Annotated in this window: 19 protein-coding genes; 9 read left to right on the plus strand and 10 right to left on the minus strand. The window is 68.8% G+C overall.

Annotation, left to right across the window (positions count from 1 at the left end; translation table 11 throughout):
- Positions 1-30: 30 nt before the first annotated feature.
- Positions 31-1623 (plus strand): ABC transporter substrate-binding protein, encoded by a 1593-nt coding sequence (locus FBY21_RS14595; protein WP_142011919.1) that lies wholly within the window; start codon positions 31-33, stop codon positions 1621-1623.
- Between the two features lie 24 nt (positions 1624-1647).
- Here FBY21_RS14595 and FBY21_RS14600 read toward each other — a convergent pair whose 3' ends face one another.
- Positions 1648-2088, minus strand: coding sequence for an N-acetyltransferase (locus FBY21_RS14600; RefSeq protein WP_142011921.1), 441 nt, complete (start codon positions 2086-2088; stop codon positions 1648-1650).
- 188 nt (positions 2089-2276) lie between these two features.
- Positions 2277-3491: a M24 family metallopeptidase gene (locus FBY21_RS14605; protein WP_142011923.1), complete on the minus strand. Its 1215-nt coding sequence runs from the start codon at positions 3489-3491 to the stop codon at positions 2277-2279.
- A gap of 330 nt (positions 3492-3821) precedes the next feature.
- Between FBY21_RS14605 and FBY21_RS14610 the strand changes: the two genes are divergently transcribed.
- From FBY21_RS14610 to FBY21_RS14645, 8 genes are all read left to right on the plus strand, one after another.
- Positions 3822-4385 (plus strand): helix-turn-helix domain-containing protein, encoded by a 564-nt coding sequence (locus tag FBY21_RS14610; protein WP_044406946.1) that lies wholly within the window; start codon positions 3822-3824, stop codon positions 4383-4385.
- 263 nt (positions 4386-4648) lie between these two features.
- The gene (locus FBY21_RS14615; protein ID WP_142011926.1) at positions 4649-6250 is read left to right on the plus strand and encodes an ABC transporter substrate-binding protein; all 1602 of its coding nucleotides are present in this window, start codon (positions 4649-4651) and stop codon (positions 6248-6250) included.
- 221 nt (positions 6251-6471) lie between these two features.
- Positions 6472-7911 carry an OprD family outer membrane porin gene (locus FBY21_RS14620; RefSeq protein ID WP_044406941.1) on the plus strand — a complete coding sequence of 480 codons (1440 nt, stop codon included), beginning with the start codon at positions 6472-6474 and terminating at the stop codon, positions 7909-7911.
- 44 nt (positions 7912-7955) lie between these two features.
- On the plus strand, positions 7956-9548 hold the full coding sequence (locus FBY21_RS14625; protein ID WP_232104254.1) for an ABC transporter substrate-binding protein: 1593 nt from the start codon (positions 7956-7958) through the stop codon (positions 9546-9548).
- Between the two features lie 106 nt (positions 9549-9654).
- Entirely contained in the window at positions 9655-10665 is a 1011-nt protein-coding gene (locus tag FBY21_RS14630) for an ABC transporter permease subunit (RefSeq protein ID WP_142011929.1), read from the plus strand.
- Between the two features lie 10 nt (positions 10666-10675).
- The gene (locus tag FBY21_RS14635; RefSeq protein ID WP_044406932.1) at positions 10676-11581 is read left to right on the plus strand and encodes an ABC transporter permease subunit; all 906 of its coding nucleotides are present in this window, start codon (positions 10676-10678) and stop codon (positions 11579-11581) included.
- A 9-nt stretch (positions 11582-11590) separates the two neighbouring features.
- Positions 11591-12562 (plus strand): ABC transporter ATP-binding protein, encoded by a 972-nt coding sequence (locus FBY21_RS14640; protein ID WP_044406929.1) that lies wholly within the window; start codon positions 11591-11593, stop codon positions 12560-12562.
- Positions 12562-13533 carry a peptide ABC transporter ATP-binding protein gene (locus tag FBY21_RS14645; protein ID WP_142011932.1) on the plus strand — a complete coding sequence of 324 codons (972 nt, stop codon included), beginning with the start codon at positions 12562-12564 and terminating at the stop codon, positions 13531-13533. Before FBY21_RS14640 ends, FBY21_RS14645 begins: the two co-directional genes overlap by 1 nt.
- Positions 13534-13958: 425 nt before the next feature.
- Here FBY21_RS14645 and FBY21_RS14650 read toward each other — a convergent pair whose 3' ends face one another.
- From FBY21_RS14650 to FBY21_RS14685, 8 genes are all read right to left on the minus strand, one after another.
- Positions 13959-14888, minus strand: coding sequence for a biotin-dependent carboxyltransferase family protein (locus FBY21_RS14650; RefSeq protein ID WP_142011935.1), 930 nt, complete (start codon positions 14886-14888; stop codon positions 13959-13961).
- Positions 14885-15562 carry a 5-oxoprolinase subunit PxpB gene (pxpB, locus tag FBY21_RS14655; protein WP_142011937.1) on the minus strand — a complete coding sequence of 226 codons (678 nt, stop codon included), beginning with the start codon at positions 15560-15562 and terminating at the stop codon, positions 14885-14887. Before pxpB ends, FBY21_RS14650 begins: the two co-directional genes overlap by 4 nt.
- The gene (locus FBY21_RS14660) at positions 15559-16305 is read right to left on the minus strand and encodes a 5-oxoprolinase subunit PxpA (protein ID WP_044406919.1); all 747 of its coding nucleotides are present in this window, start codon (positions 16303-16305) and stop codon (positions 15559-15561) included. Before FBY21_RS14660 ends, pxpB begins: the two co-directional genes overlap by 4 nt.
- Positions 16306-16438: 133 nt before the next feature.
- A complete protein-coding gene (locus tag FBY21_RS14665; protein ID WP_142011939.1) occupies positions 16439-19003 on the minus strand; it encodes a PepSY domain-containing protein in 2565 nt (854 codons plus the stop codon).
- Between the two features lie 182 nt (positions 19004-19185).
- Positions 19186-21393, minus strand: coding sequence for a TonB-dependent receptor (locus FBY21_RS14670; RefSeq protein ID WP_142011941.1), 2208 nt, complete (start codon positions 21391-21393; stop codon positions 19186-19188).
- A 230-nt stretch (positions 21394-21623) separates the two neighbouring features.
- Positions 21624-22730 carry an alpha-hydroxy acid oxidase gene (locus FBY21_RS14675; protein WP_142011943.1) on the minus strand — a complete coding sequence of 369 codons (1107 nt, stop codon included), beginning with the start codon at positions 22728-22730 and terminating at the stop codon, positions 21624-21626.
- A gap of 17 nt (positions 22731-22747) precedes the next feature.
- A complete protein-coding gene (locus FBY21_RS14680; protein WP_142011945.1) occupies positions 22748-23428 on the minus strand; it encodes a Fe2+-dependent dioxygenase in 681 nt (226 codons plus the stop codon).
- 128 nt (positions 23429-23556) lie between these two features.
- A complete protein-coding gene (locus tag FBY21_RS14685) occupies positions 23557-25818 on the minus strand; it encodes a TonB-dependent receptor (protein ID WP_142011947.1) in 2262 nt (753 codons plus the stop codon).
- Between the last annotated feature and the right edge of the window lies 1 nt (position 25819).

Raw genomic sequence — 25819 nt, forward strand, 5'->3', positions numbered from 1 at the left:
CGCGGCAGGCCATCACGCCAAGGACGCCCGATGCACCCACGCCTGCTGCCCTTCCTGCTCCTGCTGCCCCTCTGGACCCAGGCCGCCCCCAGCCTGGTGGTCTGCACCGAGGCCGCCCCGGAAGGCTTCGACATCGTCCAGTACACCGCCGCCAACACCGCCGACGCCAGCGCCGAAACCCTCTTCGACCGCCTCGTGCAGTTCGCCCCCGGCAGCACCCGCATCGAACCCGCGCTGGCCGAACGCTGGACGCTTTCCGATGACGGCCTCAGCTACGAATTCACCCTGCGCCAGGGCGTCAAGTTCCACACCACGGCCTGGTTCACCCCCACCCGCGACTTCAATACCGACGACGTGCTCTGGAGCTTCCAGCGCCAGCTCGACCCCAGGCACCCCTGGCACGACCGCTCGCCCCGGGGCTTTCCCTATGCCGAATCCATGGCCCTGGGGCAGTTGATCGAGCGCATCGAAAAGCTCGACGACCACCGCGTCCGCTTCGTCCTGCGCCACCCCGAAGCGCCCTTCCTCGCCGACCTCGCCATGGGCTTCGCCTCCATCTACTCCGCCGAATACGCCGACCGCCTGCTCGCCGCCGGCACGCCCGAGGCCCTCAACAGCCGCCCCATCGGCACCGGCCCCTTCGTCTTCCAGCGTTACGAGAAGGACGCCCAGGTGCGCTTCACTGCCCACCCCGACTACTGGGGCGGCCGCCCCGCCATCGACCGGCTGCTGCTGGCCATCACCCCCGACCCCAACGTGCGGGTGCAGAAGCTCAAGGCCAACGACTGCCAGGTGGCCATCTACCCGCGCCCTACCGACATCCCGGTACTGCGCCAGGAGCCGGAGCTGAACGTGCTGGAGATGGACGCCCTGCTGGTCGCCTACGTCGGCCTCAACACCCGCCACCCACCGCTGGACGACGTGCGCGTGCGCCAGGCCATCAACCTCGCCTTCGACCGCGACGCCTACCTGCGCGCCCAGTTCGGCGAAGGCAACGCCACCCTCGCCGCCGCCCCCTATCCGCCCAGCGTGCTCGGCTACGACCCCGCCCTCAAACCCTGGGCCCACGATCCCGCGCGCGCCCGCCAGCTGCTGGCCGAGGCCGGGCATGCCGACGGCTTCCACCTCTCCATCTGGACCCGCCCCGGCGGTGGCCCCACCAACCCCAACCCCGGCATCGGCGCGCAGATGCTCCAGGCAGACCTCGCCGCCGTCGGCATCCAGGCCGACATCCGCGTCTTCGAATGGGGGGAACTGATCAAACGCGCCAAGAACGGCGAGCACGACCTGGTGTTCATGGGCTGGGTCGGCGACAACGGCGACCCGGACAACTTCCTCGGCCCCAACCTCTCCTGCGCCGCCGCCAGCTCCGGCGAAAACCTCGCCGGCTGGTGCGACCCCACCTTCGACGCCCTGATCCGCCAGGCCCGCGCCGAACGCGACGACACCCAACGCGCCGCCCTCTACCGCCAGGCCCTGGGCATCTTCCACCAGCAAGCCCCCTGGATCCCCCTCGCCCACCCCCGGCAATTCGCCGTCGTGCGCAAGGGCGTCAGCGGCTACCAGCTCAACCCGCTGGGGTCGAACAACTTTGCGCGGGTGAGGTTGGAGGGGAGGGAATAACCTGCAGCTCGAATGGGTGCATCTTTATCCCGCCCCCAACTCACCCAACCAACGCAAGGTCAGTTCCGGCTGCCCCGTCGCAGCATCCCGCGCTTCGGCGACGACTTCGAAACCAGCCGAACGGTAGAAACCCACCGCCTTGACGTTGGTGCGGTAGACGTTCAGTTCCAGTGAGTGATGCCGCGCCTTGGCGCTGTCCAGCAGGCGACGGCCGAGTCCGCTGCGCTGGTGGTCGGGGTGGATGAAGAGTGCGGCCAGGTGGTGCTCGACCCGAGACAGGAAGCCACGCACCTGCCCGTTCTCTTCCACGACCCAGTTTTCCGCGGCGGGCAGGTAGTGGTTGAGCATGGCGTCCCGCTGGCTGTGCCAGAAGGCTTCGGGGATGAAGTCATGGGCCTGGAGGGAGGCCTCCAGCCAGATGCCCACCAGGTCGGCGTACTCGTCGGGGCGGGCAAGGCGGATCATGTGCAGTCCTGTGCGGGGGGTCATGTTCGAAGCCGGCGATTATAGGCGCCGGCGGACGTCGGCCTGCTGGAGCGCGCCGCCCCCCCCTCCCTCGGCGGTAACCGGGAAAGAGGTGATGTGGCGCGGTGATCCGCTTCAGCCGCAGCAGCTTCGAGGACCTATCCCCTTGGGACACGCCACTGCCGGGCTCAGGCCACCCCGAACGGGTCGTCGATGGAGTGGCTCGGCTGGGTGAACCAGCGCGGGCCGTCTTCGGCCATGTAGAAGTGGTCTTCCAGGCGGATGCCGAACTCGCCGGGCACGCAGATCATCGGTTCGTTGCTGAAGCACATGCCCGGCGACAGGGGCGTGGCGTCGCCGCGTACCAGGTAGGGGCCTTCGTGGATCTCCACGCCGATGCCGTGCCCGGTGCGGTGCGGCAGGCCGGGGAGCTGGTAGTCCGGGCCGAGGCCGTCAGCTTCCAGGGAGCGCCGGGCGGCGGCATCCACCGCTTCGCAGGGGGCGCCCAGGCGGGCGGCGTCGAAGGCGGCCAGCTGGGCGCGCTTCTCGGCGTCCCACAGGGCGCGCTGGCGCGGGCTGGGGGTGCCGAAGACGTAGCTGCGGGTGATGTCCGAGAGGTAGCCGTGCAGGCGGCAGCCGGTGTCGATCAGCACCATGTCGCCGTCCCGCAATGGCCGGGGCTGCGCCACGCCGTGGGGGAAGGCGCTGTCGGCACCGAACAGGACGATGCAGAAATACGAGCCGCTGGCCCCGACGCGGCGGTGGGCCTGGTGGATGAAGGCCTCCACCTCGGCCGGGGTGATGCCCTCGCGGAGGATACTGGCGGCGGCCTTGTGCACGGCCAGGGTCATGTCCTTGGCGCGCTGCATCAGGGCGATCTCGGCGGTGGACTTGCGGGCCCGGCAGTGCTGGGTGACGCGGCCGCCGTCGATGAAGCGGTAGCGCGGCGACTCATTGCGCAGGCCGTCGAACATGAAGAACGGCAGGCTCGGGCACAGCGCCACGCGGGCGTCGTCGGCCAGGCCCAGGGCGGCCAGGCGATCCAGCAGCAGGCGGTAGGGGGACTCGTGCTCCTGCCAGGTGCGGATGGCGCCCGGCACCACCTGGAAGCCGCGCACGGTGCCTTCCTCGAAGGCCGGGGCGAGGTATTCCAGCTCGCCCACGGCCGGCAGCAGCGCGCCCACCAGGCGTTCGCTGGGGTGCCACTGCACGCCGGTGAAGTAGCGCAGGTTGGCCCCGGCATGGAGGTACAACGCGCCGATGCCCTGCTCGACCATGAAGCGCTGGGCACGGGCGATGCGTGCGTGGTACTCCGCCGCCTCGATGGGCCGCGCGCCGGCGGTCATGTCGTGCAACTGGGCGAGCGCCGCCTCTGGCGTGCTGCCGCCTACACCCCTGGTCATCCCGTGGTCCTCGCTTGTCTGACAATCCGGCGGCGGAATTTAAGGGAGGCTGAACGAGGCGGTCAAAGGATTTTTTAAGTGTGACTTAATTTTATGACCACCGATGCACGACGCGCGCGCCATTCGACCTTTCGCTGACAGCTTCCCGACAGCTTCAGCCACTATGCTGCGCAGGCCCGGCGACACGATCGCCCGGCAGCTCCACCCTTCCCTTGCGCGGTACCGTGCCCACCGCCGGCCACAAGCCGGTGGCCCGGGCGCTTGCGCCGGGACTGCCGCCCGCCGCACCGCTCGGTATACTGGCCGCCTCCCGTCACCAGAGCACCTGCCATGTCCGTCGACCGCATCGGAGAACGCCTGCGCCGCTACCGGCGTGCCGCGAAGAAGACCCTCAACCAGGTCGCCGCCGAATCGGGGCTCACCGCCAGCTTTCTCTCCCAGGCCGAACGCAACCTGACGGGCGTGTCCATCTCCTCCCTGGCCAACATCGCCAAGTCCCTCGGCGTGCCGATGAACGCGCTGTTCGACCAGCCGCCGCAGCCCCAGCCCGACTCCCACCAGAACGAGCGCGTGCGCTACACCATCGAGGGCCAGCCGCTGGCCTACGAGCGCCTGTCCACCTCCTTCCCCGGCAACCTGCTCAACGCGGTGAAGATGAACATGCCGGTGGGCTACCAGTCGGAGCTGATCGCCCACGAGGGCTCGGAGTTCGCCTATGTGCTCTCCGGGCAGATCGTCTACACCATCGACGGCCGCCAGTACCCGCTCGCCGCCGGCGACTCGGTGCACTTCGACGCCGGCAAGACCCACTGCCTGGCCAACGTCGGCGAAAACGTGGCCGAGGTGCTGACCGTCACCACCATGCCGCTGTTCGACGACCGCAACGCCTCCTGATCCCTCGCAATTGCCTCGATGCGACGCTCGGTGACGCCTGAATGTAAGTCTTGCTTAATTTCTGTTGACCACTTTTTCAGCATGACTTAATTTCGGCCACGCTTTGGCGTTGGGCAAGGAGCCCCGGCCAGAGCGCTCACCGCTGCACAGGGCCGGCCACCTGACCCCGGGACCGGAACGCAGCGGGTTGTACCGAGCACGTGCCCGGTCCATAAGGCCGCGAGCCCGTGACGCCCTCAGAAAAAGAACAATCGAGGTCCCGCATGCCCAAGAACACCCTCGTCCAGGCCCTGCTCGCTGCCGGCCTGCTCCTCGGCACTTCCTTCGCCTCCGCCGCCAGCAACCTGGTGTTCTGTTCTGAAGGCAGCCCCGCCGGCTTCGACCCCGGCCAATACACCACCGGCACCGACTTCGACGCCACGGCGGAAACCCTCTTCAACCGCCTGGTGCAGTTCGAACGCGGCAGCACCCGCGCCGGGCCGGCGCTGGCCGAGTCCTGGGACGTTTCCGAAGACGGCCTGACCTACACCTTCCACCTGCGCCCGGGCGTGAAGTTCCACACCACCGAGTACTTCAAGCCCAGCCGCGAGTTCAGCGCCGACGACGTGCTGTTCACCTTCCAGCGCATGCTCGACAGGAACCACCCGTTCCGTAAGGCCTACCCCAGCGAGTTCCCCTACTTCACCGACATGGGCCTGGACAAGAACATCGCCAAGCTCGAGAAGCTGGACGACCACACCGTCAGGTTCACCCTCAACCAGGTGGACGCCGCCTTCATCCAGAACCTGGCCATGCCCTTCGCCGCCGTGCACTCGGCCGAGTACGCCGACCAGCTGCTCAAGGCCGGCACGCCGCAGCTGCTCAACCAGAAGCCCATCGGCACCGGCCCGTTCGTGTTCAAGCGCTACCAGAAGGACGCGCAGATCCGTTTCACCGGCAACAAGGACTACTGGAAGCCCGAGGACGTGAAGATCGACAACCTGATCTTCGCCATCAACACCGACGCCTCCGTGCGCGCCCAGAAGCTCAAGGCCGGCGAATGCCAGGTCACCCTCAACCCGCGCCCGGCCGACATCGCGGGCCTCAAGCAGGACCCGCGCCTGCAGGTGCCCTCGCAGCCCGGCTTCAACCTCGGCTACATCGCCTACAACGTCACCCACCCGCCGTTCGACAAGGTGGAGGTGCGCCAGGCGCTGGACATGGCGGTGAACAAGCCGGCCATCATCGAGGCCGTCTACCAGGGCGCCGGCCAGCTCGCAGTCAACGCCATGCCGCCGACCCAGTGGTCCTACGACGAGACCATCAAGGGCAGCGAGTACAACCCCGAGAAGGCCAAGGAACTGCTCAAGGCCGCCGGCATCGCCGAAGGCACCGAAATCACCCTCTGGGCCATGCCCGTGCAGCGCCCCTACAACCCCAACGCGCGGCTGATGGCCGAGATGATCCAGGCCGACTGGGCCAAGGTCGGCGTCAAGGCGCGCATCGTCACCTACGAGTGGGGCGAGTACATCAAGCGCGCCCACGCCGGCGAGCACGACGCCATGCTGTTCGGCTGGACCGGCGACAACGGGGACCCGGACAACTGGCTCGGCACCCTCTACGGCTGCGACTCGGTCAACGGCAACAACGTCTCCAAGTGGTGCGACGCCGACTACGACAAGCTGGTCAAGCAGGCCAAGGCCAGCACCGACCAGGCCCAGCGCACCGAGCTGTACAAACAGGCCCAGCAGCGCCTGCACGACCAGGTGCCGATCAGCCCCATCGCCCACTCCACCGTCTACCAGCCCATGAGCCGGAGCGTGGAGGGCTTCCGCATCAGCCCGTTCTCCACCAACTCCTTCTACGGCGTGGCCAACGCCCCGTGAGCACAGGGGCCTGGCGGCTGCCCCCGCCAGGCCCCGGTCTTCCGTGACCCACCTCTCCATCCGCCGCAGAGCGGAGGAGACCTTTTTTCATACCTGCCCCAACGAGTCCGCAAGGAAGCTGCGCTTGCGTGCGACGTCACCGGCTTGCCCGGTGACGACGGCAGTCCGCGCCAGCGCTCCTTGCTTCAAAGCGAAGCAATAACAACAAAGGAGCGAACGACATGAAGAAAGACCATTCCCGAGCGACCCTGGCCCTGGCCCTGCTGGCCGCCACCGGCGCGGCAGGGGCCGAGGAACAGCCCATGCCACCGGTGCCGGAGAACCCCAGCTACGCCGCCCAGGTGCAGAACATCCCGGCGGTGGACAAGCCGGTGAAGGGCCAGGCCGGCGCCACCGGGTTCATCGAGGGGCAGAGCCTGACCCTCAGCACGCGCAACTTCGCCGCCCGCGAGCAGATGAAGGACAGCTTCGGCTTCACCATCCCCAAGGATGACGGCCCACAGCGAACCCACAGCCGCCGCGCCTGGGTGCAAGGCACCCAGCTCAAGTACAGCTCCGGCTACACCCAGGGCACCATCGGCTTCGGCCTCGATGTCGCCGCGTTCAACGCCATCAACCTGGAACGCGGCAAGGGCCGCATCGGCGGTGGCGGCAACCGTACCCTGGCCGACAGCAACGGCCACGGCGTGGAGGAGTGGTCCAAGCTGGGCATCGCCAACGTGCGCCTGCGCGTCTCCAACACCGAGCTGAAGGCCGGCCGCTTCCAGGTGGACACCCCGGTATTCAGCTACTTCGACAACCGCGCCCTGCCCTCCAGCTTCACCGGCTACGCCATCACCAGCGAAGAGCTGGACAACCTGGCCCTGCAGGCCGGCAGCTTCCGCCGCGTCAGCCCGCGTACCGGCTCGGGCGACGAAGCCTTCACCACCGAGTACGGCACCCGCGAAGTGAAGGGCGAGCACATGCATTACCTGGGCGGCAACTACAAGCCGCTGGAGAGCCTGGAGATCGCCGCCTACGGTGGCCGCTTCGAAGACATCTGGGACCAGTACTACCTGGGCATCACCCACACCCTGGGGGACCGCGAAAACCTCTCCCTGCGCACCGCGCTGAACGGCTACCGCACCCGCGACACCGGCTCGCGCAAGGCCGGCTACATCGACAACAACGCCTGGAGCCTGGCATTCACCCTCGCCCACCAGGCCCACGCGCTGACCCTGGCCTGGCAGCAGATCGACGGCGACGAGTACTTCGACTACGTCCACGAAACGGCGGCCATCTACCTGGCCAACTCCCTGCTCTCGGACTACAACGGCCCCAACGAGAAGTCCGCGCAGATCCGCTACGAGACCGACTGGAGCTACTTCGGCGTCCCCGGCCTGTCCACCACCGCCTGGTACGCCAAGGGCTGGGACATCGACGGCACCCACTACGACGGCGATCGCAACGGCGCCTACGGCAACTACGTCGAAGTGCGCGGCATGGACGGCGAACGCCACCACGAGTACGGGCTGATGGCGGCCTACAAGGTGCAAAGCGGGGCCATCAAGGACAGCACCTTCAAGGTCACCTACATGTCCCACAAGGCCAGCAAGCAGCAGATCGACGGCAGCGTGAACGAACTGCGCGTGGTCAGCACTTTCCCCTTCGACCTGCTCTAGATTGAGACGGGCGCCGCCCAGCGGCGCCCCACAAGGAGACTCACATGCGCATGACGCTCCGTACCCTGCCCCTGCTGGTGGCCCTAGCCGCCGGCGCCCCGCTGGCCCAGGCGGCCAATCTGGTGGTCTGCACCGAAGCCGCGCCGGAAGGCTTCGACATCGTCCAGTACACCGGCGCGGTGACCGCCGACGCCTCCGCCGAAACGGTGTTCAGCCGCCTGGTGGCCTTCAAGCCCGGCACCACCGAGCTGGAACCGGCCCTGGCGGAACGCTGGGACATCAGCCCCGACGGCACCGTCTACACCTTCCACCTGCGCCCGGGGGTGAAGTTCCACACCACCGACTACTTCACCCCCACCCGCACCCTGAATGCGGACGACGTGCTCTGGAGCTTCCAGCGCGCCCTCGATCCCAAGCACCCCTGGCATGAGTCGGCCCAGCGCGGCTACGCCTACTTCGACGCCATGGGCATGCGCGAGCTGATCAAGTCCGTGGAGAAGGTCGACGACCTCACCGTGCGCTTCACCCTCAGCCGCCCCGAGGCGCCCTTCCTCGCCGACATGGCCATGGGCTTCGCCTCCATCTATTCCGCCGAGTACGGCGACCAGCTGCTCAAGGCCGGCAAGACCAACCAGCTCAACCAGCAGCCCATCGGCACCGGCCCCTTCGTCTTCAGCCGCTACGCCAAGGACGCCCAGGTGCGCTACAAGGCCAACCCGGACTACTTCCGCGGCAAGCCGCCGATCGACAACCTGGTGTTCGCTATCACCCTCGACCCCAACGTGCGCCTGCAGAAGGTGCGCGCCGGCGAGTGCCAGATCGCCCTCTACCCCAAGCCGGAAGACGTGCCCGGCGTGCGCAGCAACCCCAACCTGGCGGTGGACGAGATCGACGCGCTGCTGACCACCTACGTCGCCATCAACACCCAGCACAAGCCGCTGGACGACGCCCGCGTGCGCCAGGCAATCAACCTCGCTGTGGACAAGCAGGCGATGATCCAGGCCGTGTTCGGCGCCGGCAACGCCAGCGTCGCGGTCAACCCCTACCCGCCGACCCTGCTGGGCTACAACCACCAGGTGCAGGACTGGGCGCACGACCCGGAGAAGGCCCGTGCCCTGCTGGCCGAAGCCGGGGTGAAGGACCTGAAGATCACCCTGTTCATCCGCAATGGCACCTCATCCACAATCCCCAACCCGGCGCTGGCGGCACAGATGATGCAGGCGGACCTGGCCAAGGCCGGCATCCAGATGACCATCCGCTCCCTGGAGTGGGGCGAACTGCTCAAGCGTTCCAAGGGCGGCGAGCACGACATGGTGCTGCTGGGCTGGGCCGGCGACAACGGCGACCCGGACAACTTCCTCGGCCCCAACCTGTCCTGCGCGGCAGCCGAGTCGGGGGAGAACCAGGCGCGCTGGTGCAACCCCGAGTTCGAAGCCCTGATCCAGAAGGCCCGCAGCGTCAGCGAACCTGCCGAGCGGGCGAAGCTCTATGAACAGGCCCAGGTGGTTTTCCACCGCGAAGCCCCGTGGATTACGCTGGCGCACCCTAAGCTGTTCAACGTGCGCCGCAGCAACGTCGAGGGCTATGTGATCAGCCCGCTGACCAACAACCACTTCGCCACCACCCGGGTGAAGTAACGGCGCCGTCGCGGCACCCGCTGCCGCGACACCCGACAACAAGAACGACGCCCGCCCACCGTTACCCACGGAAGCGGGCGTGATACCTGAGGAGTCAATCACCGAGATGCTCAGTTTCATTGCTCGCCGACTGGGGCTGCTGATCCCCACCTTCTTCGGCGTCACCCTGCTGACCTTCGCGCTGATCCGCCTGATTCCAGGCGACCCGGTGGAAGTGATGATGGGCGAACGTCGCGTCGATCCCGAAATGCACGCCCAGGCCATGATCCGCCTGGGGCTCGACAAGCCCCTGTACGAGCAGTACCTCACCTACATCGGCAAGCTGGCCCAGGGTGACCTGGGCGAGTCGCTGCGCACCCGCGAGAGCGTCTGGCACGAGTTCCTCACGCTGTTCCCCGCCACCCTGGAACTGGCACTGGCCGCCCTGCTGTTCGCCGGCACCCTCGGCCTGCTGGCCGGCGTGCTGGCGGCCCTGCGACGCGGTTCGCTGTTCGACCACGGGGTGATGGGCATCTCCCTCACCGGCTACTCCATGCCGATCTTCTGGTGGGGCCTGCTGCTGATCATGTTCTTCTCGGTCTGGCTGGGCTGGACACCGGTCTCCGGGCGCATCGACCTGCTCTACGACATCGAGCCGAAGACCGGCTTCATGCTCATCGACACCCTGCTTTCCGACGAGGAAGGCGCCTTCGTCGACGCCCTCAAGCACCTCATCCTGCCGGCCATCGTACTGGGCACCATCCCCCTGGCGGTGATCGCCCGCATGACCCGCTCGGCGATGCTCGAAGTGCTGCGCGAGGACTACATCCGCACCGCCCGCGCCAAGGGCCTGTCGCCGACCCGCGTGGTGTTCGTGCACGGCCTGCGCAACGCGCTGATCCCGGTGCTCACCGTGTTCGGCCTGCAGGTGGGCACCCTGCTGGCGGGCGCCGTGCTCACCGAAACCATCTTCTCCTGGCCGGGCATCGGCAAATGGCTCATCGAGTCCATCGGCGCGCGGGACTACCCCGTGGTGCAGAACGGCATCCTGCTGATCGCCTGCCTGGTCATCCTGGTCAACTTCGTGGTGGACATCCTCTATGGCCTCGCCAATCCCCGCATCCGTCATCAACGTTGAGGAGCCGACCATGACCATCGCCCAGCCCCCGGTCGAGCCGGCCCTGCTCTACCCCTCGCCGCTGAAGGAGTTCTGGCAGAGCTTCTGCCACAACAAGGGCGCCGTCGGCGGCCTGGCCTTCATGATCCTGATCATCGTCTGCGCGCTGTTCGCCCCCTGGATCGCCCCCTACGACCCCAGCGAGCAGTTCCGCGACGCCATGCTGACCCCGCCGGCCTGGCTGGACGGCGGCCAGTGGCGCTTCGTGCTCGGCACCGACGAACTGGGCCGCGACCTGCTCTCGCGGCTGATCCACGGCGCCCGGCTGTCGCTGCTGATCGGCGTGGCCTCGGTGCTGATGTCGCTGATCCCGGGGATCTTCCTGGGCCTTCTGGCGGGCTTCTTCCCGCGCCTGATGGGCCCCTCGATCATGCGCCTGATGGACATCATGCTGGCCCTGCCCTCCCTGCTGCTGGCGGTGGCCATCGTCGCCATCCTCGGCCCAGGGCTGATCAACACCGTGATCGCCATCGCCGTGGTCTCGCTGCCCTCCTACGTGCGCCTGACCCGCGCCGCCGTGATGGTGGAGCTGAACCGCGACTACGTCACCGCCTCGCGCCTGGCCGGCGCCGGGCTGCTGCGGCTGATGTTCGTCACCGTGCTGCCCAACTGCATGGCCCCGCTGATCGTGCAGGCCACCCTGAGCTTCTCCTCGGCGATCCTCGACGCCGCCGCCCTGGGCTTCCTCGGCCTCGGCGTCCAGCCACCCACCCCCGAGTGGGGCACCATGCTGGCCTCGGCCCGCGACTACATCGAGCGCGCCTGGTGGGTCGTCTCCCTCCCCGGCCTGACCATCCTGCTCAGCGTGCTGGCCATCAACCTGATGGGTGACGGCCTGCGCGACGCACTCGACCCCAAACTGAAGAACGCCGCCTGAGGAGCCCCCATGAGCCTTCTGGATATCAAGAACCTCTGCGTCCGCTTCGGCGACCTCAGCGCCGTGCCCGTGGTGGACGGCCTCGACCTGCAGGTGAACGCCGGTGAAGTGCTGGCCATCGTCGGCGAGTCCGGCTCCGGCAAGTCGGTGACCATGATGGCCCTGATGGGCCTGATCGACGCCCCCGGCTGGATCACCGCCGACCAGATGCAGTTCGACGGCACCGACATGCTGCGCCTCAAGGGCCGGCAGCGCCGGCACATCGTCGGCAAGGACCTGTCGATGGTCTTCCAGGATCCGATGACCGCCCTCAACCCCAGCTACACCGTGGGCTTCCAGATCGAGGAAGTGCTGCGCCAGCACCTCGGCCTCAAGGGCCGCGCCGCCCGCCAGCGGGCCCGCGAACTGCTGGAGCGGGTGGAGATCCCCGGCGCCGAAAGCCGCCTCGACGCCTACCCGCACCAGCTCTCCGGGGGCATGAGCCAGCGCGTGGCCATCGCCATGGCCATCGCCGCCGAGCCCAAGCTGCTGATCGCTGACGAACCCACCACCGCCCTGGACGTGACCATCCAGGCGCAGATCATGGACCTGCTGCTGAACCTGCAGCGCGAGCAGGGCATGGGCCTGGTGCTGATCACCCACGACCTGGCGGTGGTCGCCGAGACCGCCAACCGCGTCTGCGTGATGTACGCCGGCCAGGCCGTGGAGGTGGGCAGCGTGCCGCGCCTGTTCGACGCCCCGGCGCACCCCTACACCGAGGCGCTGCTCAAGGCCATTCCCGAACACAGCGTCGGCAAGCCGCGCCTGGAGACCCTGCGCGGCATCGTCCCCGGCCGCTACGACCGGCCCCAGGGCTGCCTGCTGTCGCCGCGCTGCCCCTACGCCCAGGCCAGCTGCAAGGAACGCCGCCCCAGCCTCGACGCCTACGAACACGGCGCCGTGCGCTGCTACTTCCCGCTCAATTTCGACGAGGTGGCCTGATGAGTGCCGTCCTGACCGCCCGTGACCTGACCCGTCACTACTCCGTGTCCCGTGGCCTGTTCAAGGGCCACGCCACCGTGCGCGCCCTCAACGGCGTGTCGTTCCAGCTCGACGCCGGCAAGACCCTGGCCGTGGTCGGCGAATCCGGTTGCGGCAAGTCCACCCTGGCCCGCGCCCTGACCCTCATCGAGGAGCCCAGCTCCGGCTCCCTGCAGATCGCCGGGCGCGAAGTGGCCGGCGCCAACAGCGAGGACCGCAAGCAGCTGCGCCGCGACGTGCAGATGGTGTTCCAGAACCCCTACGCCTCCCTCAACCCCCGGCAGAAGATCGGCGACCAGCTGGCCGAGCCGCTGGTGATCAACACCGGACTCTCCAGCGCCGAACGCCGCGAGCAGGTGCAGGCGATGATGCAGCAGGTGGGCCTGCGCCCCGAGCACTACCAGCGCTACCCGCACATGTTCTCCGGCGGCCAGCGCCAGCGCATCGCCCTGGCCCGGGCGATGATGCTCAACCCCAAGGTGCTGGTGGCGGACGAACCCACCTCGGCGCTGGACGTGTCCATCCAGGCCCAGGTGCTCAACCTGTTCATGGACCTGCAAGAGCGCTTCAACACCGGCTACGTGTTCATCTCCCACAACCTCGCCGTGGTGCGCCACGTGGCCGACGACGTGCTGGTGATGTACCTCGGCCGCCCGGCGGAGATGGGGCCGAAGGAGCTGATCTACGAGCGCCCGCTGCACCCCTACACCCGCGCCCTGCTCTCGGCGACCCCGGCGATCCACCCGGACCCGGCCAAACCGAAGATCAAGATCGTCGGCGAGCTGCCCAACCCGCTGGACCCGCCCCCCGGCTGCGCCTTCCACAAGCGCTGCCCCCACGCCACCGAGCGCTGCCGCAGCGAAGTCCCCGAACTGCGCCTGCTCGACGCCCGCCAGGTGGCCTGCCACCACGCCGAGAGCATCGCCCTCTAGCACAAGCCTTGTAGCCCGGGCTTCAGCCCGGGACTCCCCTCCCCGGACTGAAGTCCGGGCTACGGCTACGAATCGGTGCTCAACGGGTACGACTGCGGCAACCGTAGGATGGGCTGAGCTGTGCGAAGCCTATCGTCACCTGGGCGAGCCGGGATTGATGCGGTTCGCCGAGCTCACCGCATCCTACGGGCGGCGCCCGGCGCAGGAGGTGTGGACGGTGGGCTGAAGCACAGCCTACGGCTCTGCTATGGCTTTTCTGTGGGAGCGGTTTCAACCGCGAGTCCCGGTGCCAAGCCAATCGCGAATGAATTCGCTCCCACGCGGAGGGTGGTCGGTGCGGAGGGTGGATGACGCTCTTTCCATACACCAGCGGTGTTGCCGGTAGCTCCGATGGTGGGCTGAAGCGGAACGCCGCCCGGCCCACACTACGGCTTTGCGGGTTCGAAGAAGCGGCGGAACTGGCGCAGGTCGGCCTGGGCGGTGGGGATATCCACAGGCTCGAAGCGCAGCGTCTGGTGGGCGCTGCATTGGGCCAGGCGGTCGCAGTCGCGGGGGTGGAGCCAGCCGAGGATGGGGTAGCCGCCCATGGTCTGGTGGTCGGCCTGGAGGATGATCGGTTGCCCGTCCGGCGGCACCTGCACGGTGCCGCGCAACACGCCGAGGGACCACTGGCGCTTGGGCGGGCTCAGCGGCTCGCCCTTGAGGCGGGCACCCATGCGGTCGGATTGCGGGCTGAGCTGCCAGGGCTGGGCGAAGAAGGCCTGCACGTCGGAGGGCGCGAACAGCGCGGCGTCACCGCCCAGCATCACCCGCAACGGGCGTTCGGCGCGGTAGTCCGGCTGCCAGGGCCAGGGGACGCTGGCGCCACGGGCGAACTGCCCGCCCCCGCCCGGCAACAGGTCGCCGTCAGCCAGGCGCGCGCCGCGGCCGTCCAGCCCGCCCAGGCCTTCGCGGGCCTGGCAGGCGACGCTGCCCAGCACCGGCTCGACGCGAAAGCCACCGGCAATGGCCAGGTAGGCGCGCTGGCCGCTGCGGGCGAAGCCGAGCTGGAGGCGCTGCCCGGCGCGCATGCGGAAGCGCGACCAGTTCGGCCGCGCCACGCCGTCCAGCTGGATGGGCAGCTCCGCCCCACAGAGGGCCAGCCAGGTGTCGCCGAGGCTTTCCAGCTCGACGCCGCCCAAGGCGATCTCCAGCAGCGGCGCCGTCGGGGCGTTTTCCAGCAAGCGGTTGGCCCAGGCAGCGGCATGACGGTCCATGGGGCCCGAGGGGGACACGCCCAGGTGCTGCCAGCCGTGCCGGCCGCCGTCCTGCAGCAGGCTCAGCGGCCCGGCCTTGATGACGCGCAGGCCGCTCATGGCGCCACGCACTCGCGGCGGTAAGTGGCTTCGTCGATGGGCTCGAAGCGCACCCGATCCCCCAGCGCCAGCGGGCAAGGCGGCGCCTGAGTAGGGTCGAACAGGCGCTGCGGACACAGGCCCAGCAGGTGCCAGCCGCCCGGGGAGGCCTGTGGATAAATGGCCGTCTGCCGTTCGGCGATGGCCAGGCTGCCAGCGGGAACCTGGGTGCGTGGGGTGGCCCTACGCGGCAGGGCGAGCCGGGCGTCGAGTCCGCCCAGGTAGGCAAAGCCGGGGGCGAACCCGATGGCGCCGACGCGGTATTCCACCGCGCAGTGCAGGTCGATCACCTGGCCGGGGCGCAGCCCGCAGGCCTCCGCCACCGCGCCCAGGTCCTCGCCGCCGTACCAGACCGGCAGGCGGTGCAAACGCCCCTGTTCGTCAGGCGACGGGGCAGACTGCCACTGCTCCAGCAACGGCGCCAGGTCGGCGGCCAGCCGGGCGGGGTCGGTCAGCAGCAGGTCGTAGTGCAGCAGCAAGGTGGTCCAGCCCGGCACCAGCTCGCGGAGCTGCGGGCCGAGCCGCTGGCGGACGGCCTCGGCAAGCAGGGCGATGCGCAGCGGCAGGTGGTCGTCCGGGGTGTCGGCCAGCACCAGCAGCACGGCTTCGGCGCCGACCGGCTCAAGGCGGATCATGAGGCGTCCAGATGGGCTCGCAGGCGCCGCAGCACCGCCAGGGATTCGGGGTTGTCGCCATGTACGCAGAGGCTGTCGGCCACCAGTTGCAGCGGCTTGCCGTCGATGTCGGGGAAGGACTCGCCCCGGGCGATGGCCACCGCCTGGTCGATGATCTGCTCGGGGTCGCGGTGCACCGCGTCGGGCAGGCGCCGGGGGGCAAGCTGGCCGTCGGAGAGGTAGGCGCGGTCGGCAAAGGCTTCGAACATCAGCGGCACGTCAGCGGCATCGGCCAGTTGCAGCTCGCGGCGGTTGTCGGCCAGGGCCAGCACCATCAGCGGCAGGCCCTTGCGGTAGCTGGCGCAGGCGTCGAGCACCGCTTCGAGCAGGGCGTCGTTGCGCACCAGGTCGTTGTACAGGGCACCGTGGGGCTTGACGTAGGCGACCTGGGTGCCGGCGGCGCGGCAGAAGGCGTCCAGCGCGCCGATCTGGTACAGCACCACGGCGCGCACCTCCTCGGGGGACAGCTCCATGCGCCGCCGCCCGAAGCCCACCAGGTCCGGGTAGGCCGGGTGGGCGCCGATGGTGACGCCATGGTCCACCGCCAGTTCGACGGTGTTGAGCATGGTAAGGGGGTCGGAGGCGTGGAAACCGCAGGCCAGGTTGGCCTGGTCCACCAGGGGCATGGCGTGTTCGTCGTCGCCCAGGGTCCAGGCGCCGAAGCTTTCGCCCATGTCGCAGTTCAGCAGGATTCGATTTTTCATCGCGTGATTATGGCGACAGAGTGCGCCCCACGCGAGGTGGCGTTTGTGCAGTTATCCACAGCAGAGCGCCGTAGCCCGGACTTCAGCCCGGGGTTCCGCTGCCCGGGCACGGGCAGCGGAACCGGCCTGGCGATCAGTACACGTCGCGGCGATAGCGCCCTTCGCTGGCCAGGCGCTCCAGGCCCTCGTCGCCGAGGACCTCGCGCAGCACGGCATCCACGCCGCCGGCCATGCCCTCCAGGCTGCCGCAGATGTAGAACACGGCACCCGCTTCGACCCAGGCGCGCACCTCGTCGGCGGCCTCGCGCAGGCGGTCCTGCACGTAGACCTTCTGTGCCTGGTCACGGGAGAAGGCCAGGTCCAGGCGCTCCAGTTCACCCCGCGCGAGCCAGCCTTCGATCTCTTCGCGGCAGTAGAAGTCGTGGGCCTGGTTGCGCTCGCCGAACAGCAGCCAGTTACGGCGACGGCCCGCGCGGATGGAGGCCTGCAGCAGGCTGCGCAGGCCGGCCAGGCCGGTGCCGTTGCCGATGAATATGGCCGGCGTGTCGGCTTCGGCCAGGTGGAAGCGGGCGTTGCGGCGCAGGCGCAGCGGCACCCGGGCGCCCACCGGCAGGTAGTGGGTGAGCCAGCCAGAGGCGATGCCGAGGGCGCCGTCGGCGCGGCTTTCCTGGCGCACGATCAGCTCCAGGGTGCCGTTGGCCGGCAACGAGGCGATGGAGTACTGGCGCTGGGCGAGCGGTACCAGGGCATCCACCAGGGCCTGGGCGTGCAGCCCGACCAGGTGTTCGAAGCTGTCCGGCAGCACGCGCCCTTCCAGTGCCTGGCGCAGCGGCAGGGTGCGGCCGTCGAGCTGCACCGCCGCTTCGCCGTCCAGGCCATGGCGAGCCAGCCAGGCAGCCACCACCGGCTCGCCCTGGCAGGGCAGGATGTCCACCAGGTCGCCCGCGTCCCACTGGGCCGCAGCCCCTGTCGGTGCGCTCAGGCTCAGGCGCCAGGCGGAGGCGCCCTGGCTGCCGGGGTTGAGGTGCTCGCGGGCGCTCAGGGTCCAGGTCTCGAAGGGCGCCTCTTCCCAGGTGGGCACCACGTCGCTGCCGGAGAGCGTCGCCAGGTGCCGCTGCCAGGCCTGGATGGCCTGGCCGTCGCCGTTGTCCACCTCGACGGTGTCGAACAGGGTCAGTGCGCCCTGGTTGGCGAGCCAGTCCTGCAGGCGGTGGGCGAAGCCGCAGAAGTGCTGGTACTGGCGATCCCCCAGGGCCAGCACGGCGTAACGCAGCTCGCCCAGGGCTGAAGCCTGGCCGAGCACGCGGCGCTCGAAGCCACGGGCGCTGTCGGGGGCCTCGCCGTCACCGAAGGTGCTGACCACGAACAGGGCATTGCGGGCCTGGGCCAGTTGCCCGGCATCCAGCTCGCCCAGGGACTGCACGCGCACCGGCACGCCGGCGGCCTGCAGTTGGCCGGCGGTCTGCCAGGCCAGTTGTTCGGCGAAGCCGCTCTGGCTGGCGAACCCCACCAGCCAGGCGTCGGCCCCGCCCTGCCCGCCCAGGTCGCCACGGGCGGCCCGTACCGCGCGCTTCTTGCGGCGGCGGTCGAGGTAGAGCAGCCAGCCGGTGATGAAGAACAGGGGCATGGCCAGGCTCGCCAGCATCATCAGGATGCGCCCCGGCAGGCCGAAGTACTCGCCCACGTGCAGGGCATAGACGCTGGTGAGCAACTGGGCTTTGAAGCTCTTCTCGGTGTAGCGCTCCACCCGGCTGACGGCGCCGGTGGCCGGGTCGAGGGTGATCTGGTTGAGGGCACGCGGGTGGGCGGCGTCCTTGAGCAGGAAGAAGACGGTGGCCGGCTGGCCGCCCACCGGGGGCAGGCGCAGGTTGTAGGCGCTCAGCTCCGGGCCGGCGGCGTCGCGGATGCTCGCCCACACGGCGTCGTAGTCCACCACCAGCGGCGGGCCGGCGGGGGCCTGCATGCCGCCGGGGCGGCCACGGCCTTCGCCCCGGCGCTCGCCCGGCTTGCCCTGCTCCCCGGCGGGGGCATCGGCCAGCAGGCGGTTGAGGCCTTCGCGGTACCACTCGTAGGACCAGAACAGGCCGGTCAGCGCGGCCAGGAGGTACAGCAGCAGGCACCAGGTGCCGGCCACGGCGTGCAGGTCCCAGTTGAAGCTGCGGCCCTTGCGCGACCAGTCCAGGGTCAGCCAGGCGCGCCAGCTCGCGGCCTGGCGCGGCCAGCGCAGATAGAGGCCGGAGAGGCAGAAGAAGATGAGGGCCAGGGTGCTGGCGGCGGTGATCTGCTTGCCGGTCTCGCCCATGGCGAGGAAGCGGTGCAGTTGCAGCATCAGGCCGAAGAAGGCCTCACCTGCGGGTTCGCCCAGCAGCTCGCCGGTGTAGGGGTCGAACCAGCGCATGGGCCCACGGCGTTCGCCCGGTGGCGGGGTGAAGAAGACCCGTGCGGCCTCGCTGCCTTCGGTACGCACCCAGAGGCCGGCGACCGTCTTGCCTGCAGCGGCTTCGATGCGGCTGACCAGCTCGGCGGGGGGCAACACACCGCCCTCGCGCACCTCCACCTGGAGGGTGTCGCGGTTGAACAGCTCGAGGATCTCCTCCTGGAAGCTGTAGGCCGCTCCGGTGACGCCCATGAGGGACAGCACCAGGCCCGCACTGATGCCGAGCAGCCAGTGCAGCTGGAACAGGATCTTCTTGAACACGTGTCAGTCCTCGGGAGCGGGCCGGGCGGCCCGCCGTATCGCTGGATCGGAACGGCAACCATGCCGGATCGCGGCGATTCTATTTGAGAACCTGACGCATTAGATCGCGATTCCGAAGTTTTACCTTTTATTTACAGCCAGGCCGCGAGCCGCTCTAGGACGCGGCTCACGACCAATCACCATCAGAACGAGTAGGTGGCGGAGAGAATCGCCGAGCGGGCGTCGCCGTATTCGATGGCGGACGAGCGGGCGTTGGTGCCGTTCTGCTGGCGCACGCGCTCCACGTAGTCCTTGTCGAACAGGTTGTTGACGTTCAGCTGCAGGTCGAGGTTCTCGTTGACCTTGTAGCCGAGCATGGCGTTGTGCACCCAGTAGGCATCCAGCTTGGCGGTGGTGCTGGAGCTGACGTTGCGCTCGCTGACGTAGCGGGCGCCGTAGCCCAGGGTCCAGCCGGCAGGCAGCTCGTAGGTGGTCCACAGGTTCAGCGAACGCGGCGGGGTGTTGCCCAGCGCCTGGCCTTCACGGGCGATGCCGGCGGCGGTGTCGGCGGCCTTGAGGGTCTCGCTGTCGAGGAAGGTGTAGTTGGCGAAGACGTCCCAGCGCTCGCTGATGTGGCCGGTCACGCCCAGTTCGACACCCTGCACGCGCTGCTTGCCGGCCAGTTGGGTGGAGCCGTCGGCCATGGTTTCGCGGGCGTTGGTCTTGTCGACGCGGAACAGCGCGCCGTCCAGTTCGAGGCGGCCGGCCAGCAGTTCCCACTTGGTGCCCAGCTCCCAGGTCTCGTTCTTCTCCGGGTCCAGGTTCTCGGTCAGGGCGCTCAGGCCGCCACCGCTGGAGGCGATGCTCTCGGCACTCGGGTTGAAGGAGTTGCCCCAGGCAACGTAGAAGCGGCCGTTCTCCACCGGTTTGTAGACCAGGCCGGCACGGCTGCTGAGCTTCTTGTCGTTGGAGGAGAAGCTGCCGGTCTGCGCCTTGGCGCCGGAGAAGGTCTTGCTCTTGCCGTCGAACCAGTCGTAGCGCAGGCCCATGTTCAGGTCCCACTGCTCGTTCAGGGCGATGGTGTCGAAGACGTACACCGCCTTGTTGTCCAGCGTGTTCTCGGTGTAGCCGGTGGTGGCCTTGGCGACCGGACCGCTCCAGTAGCCGGGCGGGTTGGAAACGCCGAAGCCGGTGTTCGGATACGGAGCAGCAGCGGTGCCCAGGCCGTGGTTGTAGGTCTTGAGTGCGTACTCCTCGCGGGAGATTTCCGCGCCGGTGACGATCTCGTGGTGCAGGCCGCCTGTGTCGGCACTGATGCGCAGGTTGGTCTGGTTGATCCACAGCTCGGTGGTGGCGTCGCGGCCGTAGGCCTGCGGGCCGGCGGGCTTGTAGTTGCCGGCGGGTACGCCAGTCAGGTTGACGTGGGAGGCGGACACCACGGTGTCGCGGTCCACGCGGCTGTAGCGGGTCAGGTTCTGCAGGCGCAGGTTTTCGTTGAAGTCGTGTTCGAGGTTGGCGGTGAACGCGTTCTGCTCGATTTCTTCCTTGTCCAGATTCTTCCAGCCGAAGTAGTCGTTGCGGTCGACGCCGGCCAGCTTCTTGCCGTCCAGGGCCGGTACGCCGTAGTCGGGCAGGTTGTCGTCGGTCTGGTGGAAGGCGCTGAGGGTCAGGCGGGTGGCGTCGCTGAAGCCCAGGCGCAGGGACGGGGCGACACCCCAGCGCTCGCGGTCGATCTGGTCGCGGCCGGGGACGTCGTTCTCGTGGGCCATCAGGTTCAGGCGGAAGGCGCTGTCGGTGCCGACCTCTTCCAGCGGCTGGTTGGTGTCCAGGGTCAGGCGGTGGTAGTTGTCGGTGCCCAGACCCGCGCCGATGCGGGTGAAGGCGCGGCCCATGGGCTGCTTGCTGATGAGGTTGATGCTGCCGCCGGTGGTGCCGGCGCCGCCGAACACCGAGTTCGGGCCCTTGATGACCTCGACCTGCTCGATGTTGAAGGTGTCGGTGCGGCTGGTCTGGGCGCTGTCGCGCAGGCCGTCGATCTGGATGTTGCTGTTGGCGGAGAAGCCACGGATGTTGATGCTGTCACCGGAGCCGCCACCGCCCTCGCCGGCGTTGAAGGTGATGCCGGAAACGTTGGAGAGCACCTGGCGCAGGCTCAGGGCCTGCTGCTCCTGGATGATCTCCTTGGGGACGACGGTAACGGTCTGCGGGGTGTCCAGCAGCGGTGCGGTGTACTTGGCGGAGGCCGACTCGGTGACCTTGTAGGTCTTCTCGGCCTTGCCGTCGACGTTGACGGTGCCGAGTTCGAGTTTGTTCGAGTCCGCCGCCAGGGCGAGGCCGCTGGCCGAGGCGGAAACCAGGCCGATGGCGGAAGCCAGCAGTGCGCGTTGCGGCAGGCCGTTCTTGTTGCTCATAAGAATCACTCCCCAGTGAAGATGGGGCGCGATTCTATTTGCGAATGTTTATCAGTAAATATTTACCCACTCATCTTTACACAATCTTTACAAAACTCGGAAAAACCCTACAGAGAGAATCAAGCATCGAACATTGCTAAAAACCGGCACAAGAAGAATCGAACGTGCGCGTTCCACGCCGATCCGCCTGGGGCGTCCAGCCATGAACGGGCAACGGTGCCGTGCGAATGTCAGGGATTTGGCCAGAGCCGCGAAGGGTCGATGGCGGCCAGGTGGGTGCAGCCGGTGAGTGCCATGGTCACCTCCAGCTCGGTGCGCAGCAGGTGCAGCACGTGGGCGACGCCGGATGCCCCGGCCGTGGCCAGGGCCTGGACGTAGGGGCGCCCCACCATGACCGCACGGGCGCCCAAGGCCAGGGCCTTGAACACGTCGCTGCCGCGCCGCACGCCGCCGTCGAGGATCAGCGGCACGCGCCCGGATACGGCGTCGGCGATGGCCGGCAGTACGTCCAGCGTCGCCGGCAGGCCGTCGAGGGTGCGTCCGCCATGGTTGGACACGACGATGCCGGCCACGCCCTGCTCCACCGCGCGCACGGCATCGAGGGGGTTCATCACGCCCTTCACCCACACCGGCAGGTGCGTCAGGGATTGCAGCCATTCCAGGTCACGCCAGGTGGGCGCATGCTGCAGCAGGGCGCTGCCGAACAGCGGGCTGGCGCCGGGCTGGGCCACGCTGGGGGGCAATGTGCACATCCCCCGCAGGTTCACCGCCTCGATGCCCTCGGGCAGTTGGAAGCCGGCGCGCTGCTCGCGGTTGCGCAGGCCGTTCACCGGGGCGTCCACGGTGACCATCAGGCCGCGGTAGCCGGCGGCTTCGGCGCGCCGCACCAGCTCGCGGGTGAAGTCGCGGTCCGGCTGGATGTAGAGCTGGAACCAGAGGGGCGCCTGGGCGGCCTGGGCGATGGCTTCGAGGCTGACGCTGGCCTGGGTGCTGACCACCAGGGCGGCGCCCATGGCCGAGGCGCCGAGGGCGCTGGCCAGTTCGCCGTCCGGGTGGGCCAGGCGCTGGAAGGCCACCGGGGCGAGCAGGATGGGGTAGTCCAGCGTCAGGTCGCCGAGCTGCACGCGGGTGTCGCCGCTGCCCAGGTCTTCCAGCACGCGGTTAAGCAGGCGCACGCGGCGGAACGCGGCGAGGTTGTCGGCCAGGGTCTGCTCGTCCGCCGCGCCGCCGCTGAGGTAGGCCCAGGCGGCGGGGCTCATGCGTTCACGGGCGAAGGCCTCGTAGTCGCCGACGGCGGCGATTTCGGCGGGAATCCGCGGCAACGGCGGCAGGCTCATGGGGCGTTCCTCAGGTCTCAGGTGGTCGACCAGTGCCGCAACAGGTTGTGGTAGACGCCGGAGAGCTGCACCAGCGCAGGGTGCTCGGGCACGCTCTGGCCGAGCTGCTGGATGGCACCGTCCAGCTCCAGCAGCATGGCGCGCTGGTTGTCCTCGCGCACCAGGCTCTGGATCCAGAAGAAGGCGGCCAGCCGCGCGCCACGGGTGACCGGTTCGACGCGGTGCAGGCTGCTGCCGGGGTAGAGCACCAGGTGGCCGGCGGGCAGCTTGACCCGGTGGCTGCCGTAGGTGTCTTCCACCACCAGTTCGCCGCCCTCGTAGTCGTCCGGGTCGCAGAAGAACAGGGTGGCGGACAGGTCGCTGCGCACCCGGTGGTGGGTGCCGGGGACGTTGAAGATGGCGTTGTCGATGTGGTTGCCGTAGGTGCCGCCGCCGCTGTAGCGGTTGAAGCGTGGCGGCAGCACCTTGAGTGGCAGGGCGGCGGCGATGAACTGCGGGTGGCTGCCGAGGCGGTCGACGATGAAGTCGCCGATCTGCTGCGCGAGGGGGTCGTCCGGGGCCAGTTGCTGGTTGTCCTTGCTGCGCACGGCCATGTGCCCGGCGGTGCTGCGTCCGTCCACCCAGGCGGCGCGCTCCAGGGCTTCGCGGCACTGGCGCACTTCGTCGGCGGTGAGGACGTCGGGGATATGGAACATCACGCGGGCTACCCTCCCGGGCCGAACAAAGGCTGCTGATAAGCGTTCGCAAATGAGGCGCTCATCTTACTCGCCTGCCGGCAGCCAAGGAACCGGGACAAAGCGCCGCGCCCGCAGGCGCGGCGGGGCCGTCAGAACGACAGGGTGGCGTTGAGGGTGGCGGCGCGGGCGTCGCCGTACTCGATGGCGGAGGAGCGGGCGCCGGTGCTGCCTGTGCCCTGCTGGGTGCCGAGCTGGGTGCGGACGCGCTCGACGTACTGGCGGTCGAACAGGTTGTCCAGGTTCAGCTGCAGGTCGAAGGAGTCGCTGACCCGGTAGCCGAGCATGGCGCTGTGGACCCAGTAGGCAGCGAGCTTGACGCCGTCGTCGCTGGCGGTGAGGTTGCGCTGGCTGACGTAGCGCGCACCGTAGCCGACGCGCCAGCCACCGTCGAAGTCGTAGGTGGACCAGAGGTTGAACGACTGCGGCGGGGTGTTGGCCAGGGCCTGACCCTTGGCCGAAACGCCGACGCGCTCGTTGACAGCCTTGAGGGTCTCGCTGTCCATGAAGGTGAAGGTGCTGAACACCTTCCAGCGCTCGTTGAGTTCGCCGGTCAGCCCCAGCTCCAGCCCCTGCACACGTTGGTTGCCGGCGAGGATGGTGGTGCCGTCGGTGAGCTGGGTGCGGGCGTTGAGCTTCTCGACGCGGAACAGCGCGGCGTCCAGCTGCAGACGCCGCTCCAGCAGTTCCCACTTGGTGCCCAGCTCCCAGGTGCGGTTCTTCTCCGGGTCCAGCTTCTCGGTGGCGGCGCTGAGGCCGGCGCCGCTGGTGGCGATGTTCTCCGCACTGGGGTTGAAGGAGGTGCCGTAGGCCAGGTAGAAGCGCCCGTTCTCCACCGGTTTGTAGACCAGCCCGGCGCGGCCGCTGAGGTGCTCGTCGCTGGAGCGGTTGTCGGTGGCCACCCAGGTGCCTTTGGTGAGGCTGTTGTTGCGGGCGTCGCCGTCGAGCCAGTCGTAGCGCAGGCCGAGGTTGAGGTCCCACTGCGGGGTCAGGGCCAGGGTGTCGAAGGCGTACAGGGCGCGGTCGTACAGGCGGGTGGCTAGGTAGCCGGAGTTGCTTCGCTGGGCCGGCCCGCTCCAGTAGCCGGGCGGATCAGCCAGAGGGTAGCCCTCGTCGGGGAACTTCAGGCCGTAGTCATAGGTGGTGCGGTGGTAGGTCTCGCGGGAGAACTCCGCGCCGGTCACCAGGGTGTGGCCGATGCCGAGGGTGTCGAACTCGGCGGTGAGGTTGGTCTGGTTGATCCACATGCGGCTGGTGACGTCGCGGCCGTAGGCCTGGGGGCCGGCGGGCAGGTACTGGCCGGGGGCGAGGACGGGGCCCGGCGCACCACTACCGCGGCGGCGGTCGAGGTTGATGTGGGCGGCGGAGATCACCGTGTCGCGCTCCACCTCGCTGTAGCGGGTGAGGTTCTGCAGGCTCAGCTGGTCATTGAAGCGGTGCTCCAGGCGCACGGTGAAGGCGTCGCTGTCGATGCGCTCGCGGTCGAGGTTGCGCCAGCCGAAGTAGGCGTTGCGCTTGACCCCGGCCACGCGTTTGCCGTCGAAGGCCGGGACCCCGTAGTCCGGGTCGTTGTCGTCGCGCTGGTGGAAGTAGCTCAGCGTCAGGCTGGTGTCCTCGCCCAGGCCCAGCAGCAGCGAGGGGGCGATGCCCCAGCGCTCGCGTTCCAGGCGCTTGCGGCCGGGGATCTCGTCGTCGTGGGCCATGAGGTTGAGGCGGAAGGCGCTGCCGCTGCCCAGCTCCTGCAGGGGCTGGTTGGTGTCCAGGGTGAGGCGCCGGTAGTGGTCGCTGCCCAGGCCCAGGCCGAGCCGGCTGAAGGCTTCGAAGCCCGGCTGCTTGCTGATCTGGTTGACGCTGCCGCCGGTGGTGCCGGCGCCGCCGAACACCGAGTTGGGGCCCTTGATGACCTCCACCTGCTCGATGTTGAAGGTGTCGGTGCGGTTGTTCTGGGCGCTGTCGCGCAGGCCGTCGATCTGCAGGTTGGTGCTGGCGGAGAAGCCACGGATGTTGAGGTTGTCCCCCGAGCCGCCACCGCCCTCCCCGGCGTTGAAGGTGATGCCGGAGACGTTGGAGAGCACCTCGCGCAGGCTCAGGGCCTGCTGGTCGCGCATCACCTCGGCGGGCACCACGGTGATGGTCTGGGGGGTGTCGAGCAGGGGCACGGCGTTCTTCGCCGAGGCGGAGCGCTCGGTGCGGTAGCCGTCGCTGCGCCGCTCTTCGACGTGCAGCGTCTCCAGTTCCAGGCTGGCATTGCTGCGCGGTGGCTCGGCGGCGACGAGGGGGCCGGCGGCCAGGCCGATGCCGACGGCGAGCAGGGTGCGTGGGCCCGGTTGCGGGCGCAGGGCAAGGCGTTTCATG

The organism is Pseudomonas sp. SLBN-26, from assembly GCF_006715895.1.
Classification (GTDB): domain Bacteria; phylum Pseudomonadota; class Gammaproteobacteria; order Pseudomonadales; family Pseudomonadaceae; genus Metapseudomonas; species Metapseudomonas otitidis.

Coding starts and splice junctions, on each gene's coding strand:
- FBY21_RS14595 (WP_142011919.1), top strand. CDS start 31: ATGCACCCACGCCTGCTGCCCTTCCTGCTCCTGCTGCCCCTCTGGACC.
- FBY21_RS14600 (WP_142011921.1), bottom strand. CDS start 2,088: ATGATCCGCCTTGCCCGCCCCGACGAGTACGCCGACCTGGTGGGCATC.
- FBY21_RS14605 (WP_142011923.1), bottom strand. CDS start 3,491: ATGACCAGGGGTGTAGGCGGCAGCACGCCAGAGGCGGCGCTCGCCCAG.
- FBY21_RS14610 (WP_044406946.1), top strand. CDS start 3,822: ATGTCCGTCGACCGCATCGGAGAACGCCTGCGCCGCTACCGGCGTGCC.
- FBY21_RS14615 (WP_142011926.1), top strand. CDS start 4,649: ATGCCCAAGAACACCCTCGTCCAGGCCCTGCTCGCTGCCGGCCTGCTC.
- FBY21_RS14620 (WP_044406941.1), top strand. CDS start 6,472: ATGAAGAAAGACCATTCCCGAGCGACCCTGGCCCTGGCCCTGCTGGCC.
- FBY21_RS14625 (WP_232104254.1), top strand. CDS start 7,956: ATGCGCATGACGCTCCGTACCCTGCCCCTGCTGGTGGCCCTAGCCGCC.
- FBY21_RS14630 (WP_142011929.1), top strand. CDS start 9,655: ATGCTCAGTTTCATTGCTCGCCGACTGGGGCTGCTGATCCCCACCTTC.
- FBY21_RS14635 (WP_044406932.1), top strand. CDS start 10,676: ATGACCATCGCCCAGCCCCCGGTCGAGCCGGCCCTGCTCTACCCCTCG.
- FBY21_RS14640 (WP_044406929.1), top strand. CDS start 11,591: ATGAGCCTTCTGGATATCAAGAACCTCTGCGTCCGCTTCGGCGACCTC.
- FBY21_RS14645 (WP_142011932.1), top strand. CDS start 12,562: ATGAGTGCCGTCCTGACCGCCCGTGACCTGACCCGTCACTACTCCGTG.
- FBY21_RS14650 (WP_142011935.1), bottom strand. CDS start 14,888: ATGAGCGGCCTGCGCGTCATCAAGGCCGGGCCGCTGAGCCTGCTGCAG.
- pxpB (WP_142011937.1), bottom strand. CDS start 15,562: ATGATCCGCCTTGAGCCGGTCGGCGCCGAAGCCGTGCTGCTGGTGCTG.
- FBY21_RS14660 (WP_044406919.1), bottom strand. CDS start 16,305: ATGAAAAATCGAATCCTGCTGAACTGCGACATGGGCGAAAGCTTCGGC.
- FBY21_RS14670 (WP_142011941.1), bottom strand. CDS start 21,393: ATGAGCAACAAGAACGGCCTGCCGCAACGCGCACTGCTGGCTTCCGCC.
- FBY21_RS14675 (WP_142011943.1), bottom strand. CDS start 22,730: ATGAGCCTGCCGCCGTTGCCGCGGATTCCCGCCGAAATCGCCGCCGTC.
- FBY21_RS14685 (WP_142011947.1), bottom strand. CDS start 25,818: ATGAAACGCCTTGCCCTGCGCCCGCAACCGGGCCCACGCACCCTGCTC.